The sequence below is a fragment of the Mangrovimonas sp. DI 80 genome (assembly GCF_001975575.1).
In the GTDB taxonomy this organism is placed as follows: Bacteria; Bacteroidota; Bacteroidia; order Flavobacteriales; family Flavobacteriaceae; genus Mangrovimonas_A; species Mangrovimonas_A xylaniphaga.
On record NZ_MSDT01000004.1, the window covers coordinates 371,258 to 388,282 of the forward strand.

Genomic DNA, 17,025 nt, shown 5'->3' on the forward strand with positions numbered 1-17,025 from the left:
TTTTATTAAGCTTTTTTCCATTTAATGTTACAGCCAATACTTGGTTTTTGCTTGTCTGAAATAGGAGAATTGCTCAACAATGCATTTATGGCTTCCCTAAGGTCTTTTCCTGTTACCGGAATACCGTTTTCAGGTCTTGAATCGTCCAATTGGCCTCGGTAAACCAACTTTAAATTATCATCAAACAAATAAAAGTCTGGGGTACAGGCAGCATCATAATCCTTGGCTACTTTTTGTGTCTGATCATATAGGTATGGGAAAATATACCCTTCATTAATGGCTGTTTCCTTCATTAAGTCAGGGTGATCCTCTGGATAATTGTCAACATCATTGCTCGAAATCGCAGCCCAATTAATCCCTTTTGGGGTAAAGTCCTTGGCAATTTTAGACAATTCAGCATTGACGTGCTTTACAAAAGGACAGTGGTTGCAGATAAACATAATAACTGTGCCCTTGACGCCCTTTATATCATCGAGTGAAAGATTGGTGTCACTTACGGTATCATAAAGTGTAAACTGAGGAGCTGTGGTGCCCAAAGGGAGCATGTTTGAAGGTGTTCTGGCCATAACAATTGAATTAAACTCAAAATTACTCAAAAATTAGCCAAACTGAAAGGATAGCGGGCTTGCATTTGTATAACATGTTCATAAACAATACAGCAGGTTATTTAAAATATGTTTGTATTTTTGCCGGATGAACAAAGCCATAACTTTTGAGGATTTTGCAAGAGTGGACCTTCGTGTTGGTACCATAATTGAAGTGAATGATTTCCCAAAAGCACATCGTCCGGCATATCAACTTACTATCGATTTTGGAGCCTTGGGAATCAAGAAATCTTCGGCCCAAATCACCTCCTTATACACAAAATCAGAACTATTGAACAGGCAGATTGTTGCCGTTGTTAATTTCCCTAAAAAGCAAATAGCCAATTTTATGAGCGAATGTTTGTTATTGGGAGCGGTGAACGGGAAGGATGTAGTATTATTGAATCCCGAAGACCGTGTGACAAATGGTTCCTCTGTAGCTTAAGCATATGCAAGAATTAGATACTGTCCAAATCCAGTTTAATAATGATGATTTATGGGTGCTCAATATAGCTTTGGCCGTAGTCATGTTTGGCGTGGCTTTGGGAATTTCCATAGACGATTTTAAAAATGTCATTAAGCAACCTAAGTCTATTTTTGTAGGGGTGCTTTCTCAATTTATCATTTTACCCTTTTTAACTTTTTTGGTAATTTTAATATTGACCCCGCAACCTAGTATTGCTTTGGGAATGATGATGGTGGCGGCTTGTCCAGGGGGAAATATTTCAAATTTTATGACTCATTTGTCTAACGGGAACTCTGCACTATCAGTAAGTTTAACAGCTTTGGGAACTTTAATGGCCATCATCATGACCCCATTAAATTTTCAGTTGTATGGGAATTTATATCCACCCACAGCGGAGATTTTAAAGACGGTTGAAGTAGCACCTTTTGAATTGTTGAAATTGGTAGTGTTGCTCTTGGGAATTCCGTTGATATTGGGGATGGCGGTGCGCTATAAAAACGTAAAATTGGCTGAAAAACTTTCGAAATTCTTAAAACCGCTTTCCATCATTGTGTTCATAGCAATTGTGGTAATTGCCTTTTCAAACAACTTGGACGTTTTCAATAATTACATTTCGCATGTGGTTTATATTGGTTCTGGGCATAACTTATTGGCTATTTTTACGGGATTTGTTATTGCCAAATTCTTTGGATTGTCTACAAAAGATCAGAAAACCATTGCTATTGAAACTGGCATCCAAAATTCTGGATTGGGGCTACTCTTGATATTTACGTTCTTCAATGGGCTTGGAGGTATGGCCATCATGGCGGCTTTTTGGGGTATTTGGCATATCATTTCGGGCTTGGCCTTGTCGTTATACTGGTCTAAAGTGTCTTCTAAAATTAGCGTGGTTTGAACAAGATTTGGCTGTTTTTAGTAAGAAGTTATATAAAACTGGGGCTCTTTTTTTATTACAGAAGAATCTCTGTTGCAATGCAGGAATCCATTCCCAAGGATGAAGCTGTTATTTTTTTGGGGAACCATCAAAACGCTTTAATGGATGCCTTAATTATTGCGGTGAAAAATGGACGTTTTGTATATTTTTTAACCCGGGCCAGCGTTTTCAGCAATCCTCTGGTGGCAAAAATTTTAAAAAGCCTGTGGATGTTGCCCGTCTATAGGGTTCGAGATGGATGGAATACCATTTCAAAAAATGACGGAATATTTAAAACCTGTTCCAAATTACTGCATTCTGATAATGCGGTGACGATTTTTCCTGAAGGTAACCACAATTTAAAACGAATGGTTCGTCCCTTAAGCAAAGGGTTTACAAGAATTGTTTTTGAAACGTTGGAACGCTATCCAGACACAAAATTGTCTTTGATTCCGGTTGGTATCAATTACGAAAATGCAGAAGGCTATGCCAATGGGGTCTTTTTAAATTTTGGGCAAACTATTGAAGTTACTTCCAAAGACACCATGAAGAGCCCTAATATGGCACAACAGATTAAAACAAGAGTTCATGAAGAATTGTGTGCGCTGACCACGCATATCGATTCAGAACATTATGAAAACACCTTGCAACGGTTAGAAGAAAACAATGTCGATTTTCTTAATCCTATAGCTGCTAATCAATACATCTCAAGTAATTTTGATGCCAAGAACTTGCAAACGGGAAGACAAGATGGATTGCCGAAGCACTTTTTTATGGGCCTTTTAAAATGTGTCCTGTTACCAACATATTTGGTTTGGAAACGTGCTTTGCTTCCTAAAATCAAGGAACGGGAATTTGTATCCACTTTTCGTTTTGCAGTGGCCATTACCTTAATTCCATTGTATTTAATTTTGACCACATTGTTGGTTGGAGGACTTTTGGGAACGCCAATCGCAGGTGTATACTTCGTGGGCATATTGCTTATAGCCCTTCTAGCAGTCAAGTTATAGGAGTTTTTTAGAAACTAAATCAATTGATTTGATAGTGATGCAAATAAAAAAAACGCTACGTTTCGGTAGCGCTTTTTAAGAGTTTTATAAAAATCGAATGATTATATGTCTTCAAAGTTGACGTCGGTGAAACTTCCTGTAGAAGCCGATGTTTCGTAGCTTGTTCCTCCTTCTTCTACATCGTCGTTAGAATAGTAATCGTCTTTTTTAAAGTTTTTTTGGTGACGCTCGCTAATTACTTCATCTCCTTTTTCATCAATAACAAAATCAATCATTTCTCCTAAGATTTCGTTGAACTCAGCAAAATCTTCTTTGTATAAGTAAATTTTATGTTTTTTGTAGTGAAAAGATCCATCCTCATTGGTGAATTTTTTACTCTCTGTAATCGTTAGGTAGTAATCTCCCGCTTTGGTTGCTCTTACATCAAAAAAATATGTCCGTCTTCCTGCTCGTAATACTTTCGAAAAAATTTCCTCTTTTTCCATCATTCCTTGGTCACTCATAAGATTTTATATTAAAAAATTAGTTCCTATTAATGTCTCAAAAATCTAAAAAAAATGCTAAGAAACCAACAATTTGTCATATTTCTTTTTCCGTGAGCTGCTTTAAATAAAGGTCTTTATAGTAACCTTCTGAATTTAAGAGAGTTTCATGGTTGCCCCTTTGAATGATCTCGCCGTTGTCCAAAACTATAATGTGATCGGCGTTCTTTGCAGAGGAAATTCTATGGCTTACAATAATGGTAGTTTTGTCCTTGGAAACGCGCTTAAGATTTTTGAGGATTTTCTCTTCAGTTTCGGTGTCAACAGCTGAAAGACAGTCGTCAAACAACAAAATTTCTGGCGATTTTATGATTGCCCTTGCAATGGAAATACGTTGTTTTTGCCCTCCTGATAAAGTGATGCCTCGTTCTCCTAAAATGGTATCATAGCCTTTAGAGAAGCCAATAATGTTTTTGTGTACGTCAGAATTTTTAGCCGCGGCAATAACTTCTTCGTCTGTGGCGTCTTCTTTTCCAAACTTGATATTGTTCTGGATTGTGTCCGAAAACAAAAAAGCATCTTGAGGAACATAACCAATACTATCACGCAAATCGGTAAGGTTAACAAGGTCGATAGGCGTTTTATCAATAAGAATCGTACCTGAATCAATATCATAAAGTCTTCCGATAAGGTCCAAAATGGTGGATTTACCAGAACCAGTTTTCCCCAAAATGGCAAGGGATTCCCCTTTTTTCAAAGTAAAACTAACATTTTTTAAAGCTTGAATGTTGGTGTCTGGATAAGTAAAGGAGACTTCCTGGAATTCAATATTACCTTGAATATCGGCATGTTTGTCGGTATTGTTCTTTATAGTAGGCACTAGTTTTAAAAACTCATTGATGCGCTTTTGTGAAGCTTCGGCCCTTTGTACCACAGAAGTCACCCAACCTACGGTGGCTACAGGCCAAGTAAGCAGGTTCACATAAATGATAAACTTGGCAATAACTCCCAAACTTTCAATCTCTCCGTTAATATATTGTTTTCCACCTATATAGATAACGATGATGTTACTAAGGCCGATAAGCAAAATCATCAACGGGAAAAACAAGGCCTGGACTTTGGTCAGGTCGATATTTTTTTGCCTGTTTTCTGCTGAAAGTTTATCGAACCCTTCATAAATCTGCTCTTCAATGCCATACGATTTGATAACACTAACCCCACTGAAGGATTCCTGAGCATAGGTATTCAGTTTAGATAACCAAACTTGCACAATAGTGCTGCGTTTGTGGATGGCTTTGCTAAGAATATAAATGAAATAGGAAAGCACAGGAAGAGGAATGATGGTATATAAAGTCAACATTGGTGCCGACTTAAACATTAAAAATAGGGCAATTATAAACAGAGTAATGGTGTTGATGCTGTACATGATTGCTGGCCCTGCATATTCCCTAACCTTTCCAACATCTTCACTTATACGGTTCATTAAATCTCCCGTACGATTACTTTTGTAGAAATCCAAAGAGAGACGTTGGTATTGGCGGTACACTTCATTTTTTAAATCATATTCTATGTATCTCGACACATTGATGATGGTTTGTCTCATTAAAAAGGTGAAAACACCTCCAACAATGGCCGCTCCAACAATGTAAAGAATGTTGACTAGAAGTTCTTTTTTTACCACGGACATATCTGAAACAAGTCCCTTTCTATATTCATCGATGATATCTACAGAAGAGCCCACCAATTCAGGGGTGAACAATAAGAAAATACGGGCAATGATGGTGATAACAATTCCAGCGAGTAGTTTATAGCGGTATTTGTAAAAGTATTTATTGAGATGTTGTAATTCTTTCATTGAAAAAACAGAACTGTTAAGCTTTTTTTAAGATAGTTTTATTTTACGATTATTTTTTGCTAATAATTCAATAATGGATTAATTTTGCACGCGTTTTTAGAGGTGCTAAGAACGTATTTTAATTAATTCAATTTACATGATTTCAGACGTTATAAGTTCTGATGAACTTTCGAAAGTCGATCCGGTTTTTGGTCAATTATCTTTTGACAACCATGAGCAAGTGGTATTTTGCAACGACAAAGATACTGGTTTAAAAGCAATAATTGGTATTCACAACACAGTTTTAGGACCTGCTTTGGGAGGGACAAGAATGTGGAATTACAGCAATGAATGGGAAGCCTTAAACGACGTATTGCGTTTGTCTAGAGGGATGACCTATAAATCTGCAATCACTGGGTTGAACCTTGGTGGTGGTAAAGCAGTAATCATCGGGGATGCCAAGACCCAAAAAACTCCTGAGCTTATGAAAAAGTTTGGTGAGTTTGTACATTCCTTAAGCGGTAAGTACATCACTGCAGAGGATGTTGGAATGGCAACTTCAGACATGGACCTTGTAAGAGAAGTAACGCCTTATGTAACCGGTATTTCAGAAGACAAAGGCGGAGCAGGAAATCCTTCTCCTATTACGGCTTACGGTGTGTTTATGGGGATGAAGGCTGCAGCCAAATTTAAATTTGGTTCGGATGTATTGGAAGACAAAACCGTGTTTGTACAGGGAATTGGAAATGTAGGGGAAGCTTTGGTGGAGCATTTGGTGAATGAAGGCGCTAAAGTAACCATTACAGACATCAGTCCTGAGCGTTTGGAAATGGTGAGTTCAAAATATGGAGCGACCATTTACACAGGAGAAGATATCTATAGCGAAGCCATGGATATTTATGCACCTTGTGCCTTAGGAGCCACAATTAATGATGAGACGATCAACCGTATTCAAGCAAAAATTATTGCAGGTGCGGCTAACAACCAATTAGCAGAAGAGCGTGTTCACGGTAAGTTGTTACAAGAGCGTGGCATTGTTTATGCTCCGGATTTCTTGATCAATGCAGGTGGAATCATCAACGTTTATGCTGAATTGGAAAACTACGGAAGACCAGAAATCATCCGTAAAACAGAAAACATCTACAATACAACATTGGAAATTCTTGAAAAAGCAAAAGCTACCCAAATCACAACTCATGAGGCAGCTTTAAAAATTGCTCAAGAACGTATTGAAACGCGTAAAAAGGAAAACGCAAAATAATTGCGAGCCAATTCCTTTTTTAGTTTCAGCAATGAATAAATAATAGTATTTTTGCGAGGCGAAAGAATCAACACTTTCGCCTCTTTTAATTTTTTATAAAAGGTTCTTATATATGCTTAACAGAAGACATATCCGTATCAAGGTGATGCAAACCATTTATGCTTTTAATGGTACCGAAAGTGATGACATAAAGAAGGATGAACGATTTTTGCTTCAAAGCTTGGATAGTATGTACGACTTGTACTTGGTAATCCTAGCACTGCTGATAGAAACTCACAAAAGAGCCGAAGACCATCTTAACAAAACCCAAAAGAAACTTCTTGCAACTGACGAAGAAAGGAACCCAAATTCCAAGTTTGTCAATAACCGCCTATTGCATGCGTTAAGAGACAATCAAGAATTGTCCGACGAAATCGAGGCTAGAAAGTTGAACTATTGGTATTTGGATTTTGAATATGTAGAGATCATCTTCAAGGCCATTTTGGAAAGTGACCTTTATAAGGAATACATGGCTTCACCAGTTGATAGCTTTAAGGAGGATAAAGAGTTGGTGGTAAACATCTTTTCAGATATTATTGCCCCTAACGAAAAGTTATACGACTATTTTGAGGACAAGAAGCTTACGTGGGTAGACGATTTACCAATAGTAAATACCAGCATCCTTAAGTTATTAAGGAAAGTGAAAAAGGACAGTCCTGATACCTATTTCACTCCAGATTTATACAAAGATTTGGATGATAGGGATTTTGCAGTAGACTTATTGAAGAAAACTCTGCTTAATGTGTCCAAATACAATAAGGACATTGCCAAGAAAACCAAAAACTGGGATACAGAGCGTATTGCTAGTTTGGATGCCGTATTGTTGCAAATGGCCATTTGCGAGTTTCAAAAGTTCCCATCCATTCCTGTAAAGGTGACCATCAATGAGTATTTGGAAATTGCCAAAGAATATTCTACACCTAAAAGTAGTATCTTCATCAATGGTATTTTAGATAAGATTGTCAAGGAGTACACGGCTGAGGACAAATTAAATAAAATTGGGAGAGGATTGATGTAATTAGAAATAATTACTACATTTACCGCTCAAAAAGGAACAATTAATACTAATAATTAAATTTTATCCCAATGAAAAAAGTGATATTAAGTTTAAGCGCTCTTTGTTTAGTAGCTTTTACTTCATGTAAAGAAGATGCAGCAAGTAAAGTAAATAGTGAAAATGTAGCAGCTGCTGCAGAAAGAGATGCTGTAGCTGGAGACCTACCTGTAATTTCTTTCGAGGAAGCAGAGCACGATTTTGGTACCATTAAAAATGGAACTCCTGTTGAAACTAAATTCAAATATACTAATACTGGTAAAGCTCCATTGGTTGTAAGTAACATCAAAAGTACTTGTGGATGTACAGTACCTCAAGACTGGAGTAAAGAGCCTTTAGCACCAGGAGAATCTGCTGAGTTTACAGTGAAGTTCAACGGTAAAGGGAAAAACCAAATTTCTAAGACTATTACCTTGACTACCAACACAGAAAAAGGTAAGGAAATGGTTAAAATTAAAGCGTTTATCGAAGCTGACCCAGCTGCCGAAGCAGCTAAGCCAGCAGCAGCACACTAATATATGGAAGGTTTACAGAATTTTTTACCTTTTATAGCCATGTTTGCGGTGGTGTATTTCTTTATGATTGCGCCGCAAATGAAAAGAGCTAAACAAGAAAAGAAGTTTGCTAACGAACTAAAAAGGGGAGACAAGGTAATTACCAAAAGCGGTTTGCACGGTAAGATTGTTGAACTGAATGATAAAGACAATAGTTGCGTTATCGAAACTCTAGCTGGTAAAATAAAATTTGAGCGTTCTGCCATTTCAATGGAAATGAGTAAAAAAGTTCAAGAAAAGGCGTAATTAAAAAACGTCTTTACAACATAGAAAAAAGAGCCACTTCATTGAAGTGGCTCTTTTTTTATAACCTTATATGGAAATCAGCAATTTTTGTATTTGTCGTTCAGTCCAATACCTTGTAGAATCATTGGGGTAATTTTATCTAATCGGGTTTGTTTAGTGGCTTCTCTTTTGGCACTTGCTATATACTCGCAATATTCCCGTTGTTTGCCTGGCGATAACGCATTGAAGTGTTGTTCCAATTCCGAACTATTGTCAAGAAGGCTTTTAAGTTCCTCTGGGATTTCAACAGTTTTTCCCTTTCTCTCAGGTTTGAGTTCTTTTCCCAATTTTTGGTTTTCTATGGCTTCTTTGACATAAGAAAGCACTGCATTTTTATCAATGTCATCAAAGCTTTCAAATCGCATTTGCCTTAGTGCTTTGGTTGTTTCTTGGGCATTGACCAACAATTGTTTCTCGTCTTTTGAAAATACACCGTTGAAAAACCATATGCCGAAATGGTTTTTAAAACCCCCCAATCCAATAACATTTTTACCACCGATGGAATACACAGGAGCATTCCATTTTAGGGATTCTTCCACTTCAGTGGAAGTGATGATCTCCCTTAGAAGATTCAAAGCTTCGGGGAAATTGGAGTTTTCAATATAAGCTTCAACAGAAGTAGCTTTTGCCATAATAGATAAGAATTGAGAAAATAAAAACGGGAACTTTTTGGGTTCCCGTTTACTAAATTAGACAATTTTATTCAATCTTATTTTTTCAATGCAGTAAGTTCTGCAATTTTGCAAATCACTTCTGTAGCTTTGATCATGCTCTCCACAGGGACATATTCGTAACGTCCATGGAAGTTATGACCTCCGGCAAAGATGTTTGGACAAGGTAAGCCCATATAGCTTAATTGCGACCCGTCTGTACCACCTCGGATAGGCTTGATAAGAGGTTTAATGTTCAATTGCTTCATGGCTTCCTCGGCTATGTCAACAATGTGCATAACAGGCTCTACTTTTTCCTTCATGTTGAAGTATTGATCCTTGATTTCAATTTCAATGACTTCTCTTCCGTATTCAGAATTGATTTCGTTGGCCAATTTTTGCATCACTTCTTTACGGGCTTCAAAATGTCCTTTGTCGTGGTCACGAATGATGTATTTCAAAACGGTTTCCTCAACTTTCCCTTCCATGCCATGCAAGTGGAAAAATCCTTGGTAGCCTTCTGTGTGTTCTGGAGTTTCAAGTCTCGGTAGGGAATTGATGAAGTCGGTAGCAATATACATGGAGTTAACCAATTTTCCTTTGGCGTAACCTGGGTGCACAATCTTTCCTTTTACCTTCACAGTGGCTCCTGCCGCGTTGAAGTTTTCGTATTCCAACTCACCAATTTGGCTCCCGTCCATGGTGTAAGCCCATTCAGCTCCAAATTTTTCAACGTCAAATTTATGAGCGCCTCTACCAATTTCTTCATCTGGAGTAAAGCCCACACGTATAGGACCGTGTTTTATTTCTGGATGTTGGATAAGGTATTCCATAGCCGAAACAATTTCGGTAATACCAGCCTTGTCATCAGCGCCCAAAAGGGTGTTTCCATCCGTAGTAATCAAGGTTTGACCTTTGTATTGCAATAAGTCTTCAAAATAGGAAGGAGACAGGATAATGTCCTTTTCAGCATTTAAAACAATGTCCTTACCGTCGTAGTTTTCTATGATCTGTGGTTTTACATTGGCACCAGTAAAGTCAGGAGACGTATCAAAATGCGATACAAATCCGATGGTAGGCACTTCATGGTCTACGTTGCTTGGCAAGGTTGCCATAATGTAAGCGTTCTCATCAATAGTCACATCGGTCATTCCAATATCCTTAAGTTCTTGGGCTAGGGCATTGGCCAAATCCCATTGTTTTTCGGTACTTGGAGTGGTTTCAGATGCAGGATCCGATTCTGTGTCAACCGTTACATAACTTATAAATCTGTCTATAAGGTGTTGTTTGTTTATCATGAGAGGGTATTTTAATGAAAATCAATGTTAATAAAGTCTTCAAAAATACTACTAATTTCTAAAATGAATAGTAAGGTTATTTGTCATTTGCGTAGTATTTTTGCAGTCCAAGCTTGTAATTATGTATAAACTTATCGTTAGACCGTTATTTTTTCTTTTTGACCCGGAAAAAATTCACCATTTCACATTTTCCTTAATTCGAATTCTTCATAAAATTCCTTTGGTACCAAGCATCTTTAGAGGCTTGTATCTTGTTGAAGATAAACGATTGGAACGCGAACTCTTTGGGTTGAAATTTAAAAATCCAGTTGGTTTGGCGGCCGGTTTCGACAAGGATGCCAAATTATATAAAGAGCTAGGTGATTTAGGATTTGGATTTATTGAAATAGGAACCTTAACGCCAAAAGCACAACCTGGAAACCCTAAGAAGCGTTTGTTCCGTTTGAAAGCAGATTCTGCTATCATCAATAGAATGGGATTTAACAATGGAGGTGTTGAGGAAGCTGTAGAACGCTTGAAAAAGAATAAAGGAGTGTTGATAGGAGGGAACATTGGAAAGAATAAAGTGACCCCAAACGAAACTGCGGTGGAGGATTATAAAATCTGTTTCAATGCGCTGTTTGATTATGTGGATTACTTTGTGGTAAATGTAAGTTCTCCAAACACACCAAACTTAAGAGCGCTTCAGGATAAGGAGCCTTTGACGCATATTTTAAAAACCTTGAAAGACCTCAATGCTGAAAAGTCGAGTCCAAAACCAATTCTACTTAAAATTGCTCCAGATTTAAGTGATGAGCAATTAATGGACATTATCGATATTGTGAAGGATACCAAAATTGAAGGTGTTATTGCAACAAATACGACCATTTCAAGAGAAGGGTTGAAATCTGAAAGCAAAGAAGAAACCGGAGGCTTAAGTGGAAAACCTTTAACACAAAGATCTACAGAAGTGATTCGTTTTCTTTCTGAAAAAAGCAATAAGGCATTCCCGATCATTGGTGTTGGAGGGATTCATTCCGCAGAAGATGCTCTTGAAAAACTGGATGCAGGTGCTAGTTTGGTACAGTTGTATACAGGCTTCATTTATGAAGGTCCAAAACTGATTTCCAAAATCAACAAAGCGATTTTAAATCGCGCTTAATGAATGTTGATATCCTGATATCGTTTGTAGTGGCAACCTCGGCCTTGGCAATTTCGCCAGGACCGGATAATATTTATGTGTTGCTGCAAAGCATTGCCCATGGCAAAAAATATGGTTTGGCTACTGTGGCTGGATTGATTTCGGGATGTATAGTACATACCACTTTGGTGGCTTTTGGAGTGTCTACCTTGATTAAGGAAAACGACTATATCTATTTAGCCATCAAATTGTTTGGAGCGGGGTATTTATTGTATTTGGCTTATAAGGTTTATAAAAGCAGTTCGGCATTGGAATTGAACTCCCGTGGCATTCCTAAAAAGAGTGTGTCTCAATTGTACAAACAAGGGGTGATTATGAATGTTCTCAACCCTAAAGTGTCTTTGTTTTTTCTAGCCCTATTTCCAGGTTTTTTGTTTAGTGATAGTCTTTCAACCGTTTGGCAATTTTATGTGTTGGGATTTATTTTTATGGGCGTTTCCTTGGTGATTTTTGCCGGTATAGCCATTCTTTCAGGAGCTATTTCAAATTATCTTATTCATCATAAAAATACAGGCTTGGTGTTGAAATGGCTGCAGATTATTGTCTTTGTGGGAATCGCCATTTTCATTTTAATCTAGTTTATAAGAAAACGTTTTAGTAGACCATGAACTTTACTATCTTTGACTTTTATGAGCGACTACGTTAAAATTATAGAATGCCCTAGAGATGCCATGCAGGGCATTAAGGATTTTATTCCAACCGAAAAGAAAGTTCAATATATTCAGTCGTTGCTTAGGGTAGGCTTTGATACCATCGATTTTGGAAGTTTTGTCTCCCCCAAAGCCATTCCGCAAATGGCAGATACCGCCGAAGTGTTATCGCGTTTAGATTTAAGCAATACCAACAGTAAACTATTGGCCATTATCGCCAATACCCGCGGTGCAATGGATGCTTGCCAACATCCGGAAATCCAATATTTGGGCTATCCGTTTTCCATTTCAGAAAATTTCCAAATGCGTAATACGCATAAAACCATTGCGGAGTCTGTGGAGACCTTACATGAGATTCTTGATATTGCCAATAACGCAGGCAAGGAAGTGGTGGTTTATATTAGTATGGGCTTTGGAAATCCTTATGGAGATCCTTGGAATGTAGATATTGTAAGCGAATGGACGGAACGTTTATCGCAAATGGGAGTGAACATTTTGTCGTTAAGCGACACTGTTGGAAGCTCCAATCCAGAAAGTATTGAGTATCTGTTTTCCCATTTAATACCACAATATCCCAACATAGAATTTGGCGCTCATTTACATACCACGCCTACCACTTGGTTCGAAAAAGTTGATGCAGCTTTTAAATCGGGGTGTAGACGTTTTGATGGGGCCATTCAAGGTTTTGGTGGTTGCCCAATGGCAAAAGACGAGCTTACAGGAAATATGCCTACGGAAAAATTATTGTCTTATTTTACGGCTAAAAAGCAATCCAACCTCAATGCCATGAGTTTTGAAAGTGCCCATAACGAGGCCACAAAAATTTTCAAATACTATCACTAGGTTTTTCATCAAATACCTGCCCGTCATTTTCTTATGCAGTTATAATTCTTATTTAAACTCAATTTTAATTGCTTAAAATTGTAACCATTGTTACCTCCAAATTGAAATAAAGCGCATTACTTTACGTTGTTAATCCTGTTTAACAAACACAATTAAGTTACTATGCGTAAGTTAACATTGCTGGTGTTATTTATTTTGGGAGTAAATAGCATGTTTTCGCAAGAATGGCAGACCAACTTTGAGGCTGCCAAATCCCAAGCCGCAAAAGAACACAAATCCATTGTATTGATTTTCTCCGGTTCCGATTGGTGCGCTCCTTGTATCAAGTTGGAAAAACAAATTTTGGAAACGGAGCAGTTCAAATCCTTTGCTTCGGAAAAGGCGATTCTTGTAAGAGCCGATTTCCCTAGAAAGAAACAGAACCAATTGGACGAAGCCCTTCAGGAACAGAATAAACGATTGGCTGAAACTTACAATAAAAAAGGTTTTTTCCCTTTTGTAGTGGTCATGTCTCCAGATGGGAAAGTGCTGGGAGAAACAGGCTACGAAAAGACGACTCCAGAAGCCTATGTTGAAAAACTGATAGGCTTCATGAAATAGGTTTTCCAATGAAACGACTTTTCATCATCGGCTTTTTCTTCACCTTTGTCTTCTCTTCGGCACAGTCTACCTTTAAACGTACTTTGAAGTTAATGGGAAGTCGCTTTGACATTTCTGTGGTAGCCAAAACTCAAGAACAGGCAGATGGCTACATTGATGCGGCGGTTGAAGAAATCTCTAGAATTGAAAAGTTGATATCTTCTTGGGATTCCAATTCCCAAACCTCAAAAATCAATGCCAATGCAGGGATACAGCCAGTAGAAGTTGATAGGGAATTGTTCGATTTAATTAAACGCGCCATTGAAATATCAAAACTCACACAAGGTGCTTTTGACATTTCCTATGCCTCGATGGACAAAATTTGGAAGTTTGATGGCGGTATGAAAACCATGCCAAGTGAAGAGGAAATTACCCAATCTGTGTCTAAAGTTGGTTATCAGCATATCAAATTGAATGAAAGCAATATCTCCATTTTTCTTGATACCAAAGGAATGAAAATTGGCTTTGGCGCGATAGGAAAAGGATATGCTGCCGACAAGGCGAAACAACTCTTGAAGGATCTTGGTGTGGAAGCTGGAATCATAAATGCCTCGGGAGATATGAATACATGGGGAAGGCAACCCAATGGCGAACTTTGGAATATTGCCATTACAAACCCGTTGAACAAGGATAAGGTGTTTGCCATGTTGCCAATGGACAATCAGGCTATTGTTACTTCTGGTAATTATGAAAAGTTTGTAAAATTCAATGGGGTAAGATATGCTCATATTATCGATCCAAGGACGGGCTATCCCAGCACGGGGATTATAAGTGTGAGTGTGATGGCTCCAAAAGCTGAATTGGCCGATGCCTTAGCAACTTCCGTATTTGTGATGGGGAAGGAAGTCGGTTTGGATTTTATCAACCAGTTGAACGGTGTGGAATGCATCATTATAGATGAACAGGGAAATATATTTTACTCCAATTTAATAAAACCAAAACAATGATAAAGTACATGTCTTTAATGGGGTTTTTGATGCTCTCATTAAGCTCTTGCACGGCGGTAAAGGAATATGAAAAGGTCAATATCAATGACCCAGAAATGGCTTTGTCGGCAAGAAAAGCAGAACGTTTTGAAACCAATTTTCAGTTGTACAGAGAAGGCTCTTCCGGTGCTAACGGAGGGAAAACAGGTGGAGGCTGTGGATGTAATTAGATATGAAAAAAATAAGTCTCATACTCTTGCTCCTTTTGGTGGCTGTTGGATATTCTCAAACTCAGTCAGCAGATACATTGCAAACTGAACCCACATCAACTTATAAGAAAAGGGTGTTGGAAACCACCGAAGTTGATTTTTTGATGAGTTATTATGCTCAGGATGGGAAACATGCGGCCGTTTCCGGAGGAATTGGGGATGAAAAATTAACGGATATTACACCAACATTTGTGGTGGCCATTCCGTTGAACAGTGACGATGTATTGACCGTGGATGCTGGAATTTCAGCCTACACTTCGGCATCTTCCAGTAACATCAATCCGTTCGATTCCAACAAACCTGCCAGTCCATTTTCGGATTCTTCAGGAGCTTCAAGATCTGATACATGGGTTAATGGAAATTTTAGTTATGCCCATTCTTCCGATGATAGAAATAAAATAGTAGGCGCTAATTTAAGTGTGGCTTCGGAGTTCGACTATTTTTCTATTGGTTTTGGAGGAAATTATACGCGTTTGTTCAATGAAAAAAACACCGAAGTAGGCGTGAAGGCCAATGTGTTTTTGGATACTTGGAATCCTCAATATCCTATTGAATTGCGAGGAGGGTTTTCTCATCCTGGTATTGTTGGGCCAGGAACCTATGATCCTTTTAAATACGAAAAGTTCAATGACCTTGGTAGGAATTCTTATAGTTTGTCTTTAAGTTTTTCGCAAATCCTCACTAAAAATCTGCAAGCTTCCGTTTTTATGGATATTGTGTTGCAACAGGGACTACTTTCTACACCTCACCAACGTGTTTATTTTGCAGATCAGCCTGATTTCTTCATTGATGATTTTCAGTTGGCCGATGACGTGGAACGCTTGCCTGATAGTAGATTCAAAATTCCTATTGGCGGAAGATTGAATTATTTCTTTAATGAGAAATTGACCTTGAGAACCTATTACCGTTTTTATTCGGATGATTGGGGAATTACTTCACATACAGCCAGTGTTGAACTACCTTACAAGATTGGCGATAAATTCACGGTGTATCCAATTTATAGGTATTATACCCAAACTGCAGCAGATTATTTTGCGCCTTATGAAGCACATTTGTCAACCGAAGAGTTTTATACTTCAGACTATGACCTTTCAAAATTCAACAGTAACCAGTTCGGCGTTGGGTTCAACTATACCGACATTTTTACCTCTTTCCACATTTGGAAAGCAGGACTAAAAAGTATCGATTTTAGGTATGGATACTACAAGCGAAGTGATGGACTTTCGGCCAATATTTTCTCTACTGGATTTAAGTTTTTGATTGATTAGAAATAAGTATCTTTAGGTTTTATCAAAGCTCAAATTGATACTACAAAAGACTTTTAACTATTGCCTTATTATCCTGTTTTTGGTACTAGGAAATACTGTTCTGGCCAAGGAATGGTCTTGTATTAAAGATTATGAAAAGATAACCGGAAATGATTCTTTAGCTCCTTCCGATTGGTTGACAGCCGATAGGCACCACAATACCATAACTTGGCAACGAGCGAATGCATTCAACTTGAAACATAATTTGTCAAAAGAGTATGAAACCATTCGGGAACGGACAGACTTTTATAAATGGTTATATGAGGCTTTAGATGCAAAGGGACATGAAGTAGTCTGGCCAAAAATGGCACATTTTATTTCTAATAAATTACGATTGACCAAAGCATTTCCGTATAAAATATTCATGAAAAAGGATATCGAGAAATATGCTTACTTGGGTAGTGAAGCAGCCTTTTACGGTGCATTTGAAACTTTAGGGAAACTCTATTTTTCAGAAGATATATGTAAAGGAAAGGAAGCACTTGTTTGGGATGAACAAATTCTGCAACAAGAACAATATGTGTGGTTGGAGGAAATCTATGAAAATGTAGATCCATCCACTTTAAAAACCATAGAGCGTATGGCCGAAGGAAAGGGGTTTTATGCTATGGTTGTACCTAGGCAAATCCGATTTAAAGGAGATATTTTGTTGGAAGAAAAACGCTACGAATATGCCTTGCATACACTAAGAGAATATTGCAAAGTGTATTATCCATAATTTAACTTCATTTAAAAGTTTAATGTCATTAAAAATCGTATATTTGCACGCAATTATAACCGT

Annotated in this window: 20 protein-coding genes; 15 read left to right on the top strand and 5 right to left on the bottom strand. The window is 37.8% G+C overall.

Features of this window, described 5'->3' with window-relative positions; genetic code table 11:
- Nucleotides 1–5 precede the first annotated feature (5 nt).
- Entirely contained in the window at nucleotides 6–566 is a 561-nt protein-coding gene (locus BKM32_RS09470; protein ID WP_053990294.1) for a thioredoxin family protein, read from the bottom strand.
- A 127-nt stretch (nucleotides 567–693) separates the two neighbouring features.
- Here BKM32_RS09470 and BKM32_RS09475 point away from each other — a divergent pair, with 127 nt between their 5' ends.
- Genes BKM32_RS09475 through BKM32_RS09485 form a run of 3 tightly spaced genes read left to right on the top strand, consistent with a single transcriptional unit; the run spans nucleotide 694 to nucleotide 2,973 of the window.
- Nucleotides 694–1,029, top strand: coding sequence for a tRNA-binding protein (locus tag BKM32_RS09475; RefSeq protein ID WP_053978357.1), 336 nt, complete (start codon nucleotides 694–696; stop codon nucleotides 1,027–1,029).
- 4 nt (nucleotides 1,030–1,033) lie between these two features.
- Entirely contained in the window at nucleotides 1,034–1,945 is a 912-nt protein-coding gene (locus tag BKM32_RS09480) for a bile acid:sodium symporter family protein (RefSeq protein ID WP_076663589.1), read from the top strand.
- On the top strand, nucleotides 1,942–2,973 hold the full coding sequence (locus BKM32_RS09485; RefSeq protein ID WP_253187441.1) for a 1-acyl-sn-glycerol-3-phosphate acyltransferase: 1,032 nt from the start codon (nucleotides 1,942–1,944) through the stop codon (nucleotides 2,971–2,973). The genes BKM32_RS09480 and BKM32_RS09485 overlap by 4 nt, the downstream gene beginning before the upstream one ends.
- Nucleotides 2,974–3,074: 101 nt before the next feature.
- On the opposite strand, the gene BKM32_RS09490 is transcribed toward BKM32_RS09485, so the two are convergent.
- Both BKM32_RS09490 and BKM32_RS09495 read right to left on the bottom strand, forming a co-directional pair.
- Complete coding sequence (locus BKM32_RS09490) at nucleotides 3,075–3,476, bottom strand: PUR family DNA/RNA-binding protein (RefSeq protein ID WP_053978359.1); 402 nt, start codon at nucleotides 3,474–3,476, stop codon at nucleotides 3,075–3,077.
- A gap of 76 nt (nucleotides 3,477–3,552) precedes the next feature.
- Nucleotides 3,553–5,310, bottom strand: coding sequence for an ABC transporter ATP-binding protein (locus tag BKM32_RS09495; RefSeq protein WP_076663591.1), 1,758 nt, complete (start codon nucleotides 5,308–5,310; stop codon nucleotides 3,553–3,555).
- 136 nt (nucleotides 5,311–5,446) lie between these two features.
- Here BKM32_RS09495 and BKM32_RS09500 point away from each other — a divergent pair, with 136 nt between their 5' ends.
- From BKM32_RS09500 to yajC, 4 genes are all read left to right on the top strand, one after another.
- Nucleotides 5,447–6,550 (top strand): Glu/Leu/Phe/Val dehydrogenase, encoded by a 1,104-nt coding sequence (locus BKM32_RS09500; protein WP_076663592.1) that lies wholly within the window; start codon nucleotides 5,447–5,449, stop codon nucleotides 6,548–6,550.
- A gap of 112 nt (nucleotides 6,551–6,662) precedes the next feature.
- The gene (gene nusB, locus BKM32_RS09505; protein WP_240472309.1) at nucleotides 6,663–7,607 is read left to right on the top strand and encodes a transcription antitermination factor NusB; all 945 of its coding nucleotides are present in this window, start codon (nucleotides 6,663–6,665) and stop codon (nucleotides 7,605–7,607) included.
- A 68-nt stretch (nucleotides 7,608–7,675) separates the two neighbouring features.
- Nucleotides 7,676–8,158, top strand: coding sequence for a DUF1573 domain-containing protein (locus tag BKM32_RS09510; protein ID WP_053978362.1), 483 nt, complete (start codon nucleotides 7,676–7,678; stop codon nucleotides 8,156–8,158).
- A gap of 3 nt (nucleotides 8,159–8,161) precedes the next feature.
- On the top strand, nucleotides 8,162–8,443 hold the full coding sequence (gene yajC, locus BKM32_RS09515; RefSeq protein ID WP_053978363.1) for a preprotein translocase subunit YajC: 282 nt from the start codon (nucleotides 8,162–8,164) through the stop codon (nucleotides 8,441–8,443).
- Between the two features lie 77 nt (nucleotides 8,444–8,520).
- On the opposite strand, the gene BKM32_RS09520 is transcribed toward yajC, so the two are convergent.
- Entirely contained in the window at nucleotides 8,521–9,114 is a 594-nt protein-coding gene (locus BKM32_RS09520) for a YdeI family protein (protein WP_076663593.1), read from the bottom strand.
- Between the two features lie 77 nt (nucleotides 9,115–9,191).
- Nucleotides 9,192–10,430 (bottom strand): peptidase T, encoded by a 1,239-nt coding sequence (pepT, locus tag BKM32_RS09525; protein ID WP_053978365.1) that lies wholly within the window; start codon nucleotides 10,428–10,430, stop codon nucleotides 9,192–9,194.
- Nucleotides 10,431–10,551: 121 nt separating this feature from the next.
- Here pepT and BKM32_RS09530 point away from each other — a divergent pair, with 121 nt between their 5' ends.
- The 8 genes from BKM32_RS09530 (at nucleotide 10,552) to BKM32_RS09565 (ending at nucleotide 16,962) form a co-directional block, all read left to right on the top strand.
- Entirely contained in the window at nucleotides 10,552–11,571 is a 1,020-nt protein-coding gene (locus BKM32_RS09530) for a quinone-dependent dihydroorotate dehydrogenase (RefSeq protein WP_076663594.1), read from the top strand.
- Entirely contained in the window at nucleotides 11,571–12,188 is a 618-nt protein-coding gene (locus tag BKM32_RS09535; protein WP_076663595.1) for a LysE family translocator, read from the top strand. Before BKM32_RS09530 ends, BKM32_RS09535 begins: the two co-directional genes overlap by 1 nt.
- Nucleotides 12,189–12,239: 51 nt before the next feature.
- On the top strand, nucleotides 12,240–13,103 hold the full coding sequence (locus tag BKM32_RS09540) for a hydroxymethylglutaryl-CoA lyase (protein ID WP_076663596.1): 864 nt from the start codon (nucleotides 12,240–12,242) through the stop codon (nucleotides 13,101–13,103).
- A 162-nt stretch (nucleotides 13,104–13,265) separates the two neighbouring features.
- Complete coding sequence (locus tag BKM32_RS09545) at nucleotides 13,266–13,703, top strand: thioredoxin family protein (protein WP_076663597.1); 438 nt, start codon at nucleotides 13,266–13,268, stop codon at nucleotides 13,701–13,703.
- Nucleotides 13,704–13,711: 8 nt separating this feature from the next.
- Nucleotides 13,712–14,689, top strand: a complete 978-nt coding sequence (locus BKM32_RS09550; protein ID WP_076663598.1) for an FAD:protein FMN transferase — start codon at nucleotides 13,712–13,714, stop codon at nucleotides 14,687–14,689.
- Nucleotides 14,686–14,898, top strand: a complete 213-nt coding sequence (locus BKM32_RS09555) for a DUF4266 domain-containing protein (RefSeq protein ID WP_171971859.1) — start codon at nucleotides 14,686–14,688, stop codon at nucleotides 14,896–14,898. The genes BKM32_RS09550 and BKM32_RS09555 overlap by 4 nt, the downstream gene beginning before the upstream one ends.
- Nucleotides 14,899–14,900: 2 nt before the next feature.
- Nucleotides 14,901–16,205 carry a DUF3570 domain-containing protein gene (locus BKM32_RS09560; RefSeq protein ID WP_076663599.1) on the top strand — a complete coding sequence of 435 codons (1,305 nt, stop codon included), beginning with the start codon at nucleotides 14,901–14,903 and terminating at the stop codon, nucleotides 16,203–16,205.
- Between the two features lie 79 nt (nucleotides 16,206–16,284).
- On the top strand, nucleotides 16,285–16,962 hold the full coding sequence (locus BKM32_RS09565) for an Insecticidal toxin complex protein (RefSeq protein ID WP_253187442.1): 678 nt from the start codon (nucleotides 16,285–16,287) through the stop codon (nucleotides 16,960–16,962).
- Nucleotides 16,963–17,025: the final 63 nt, after the last annotated feature.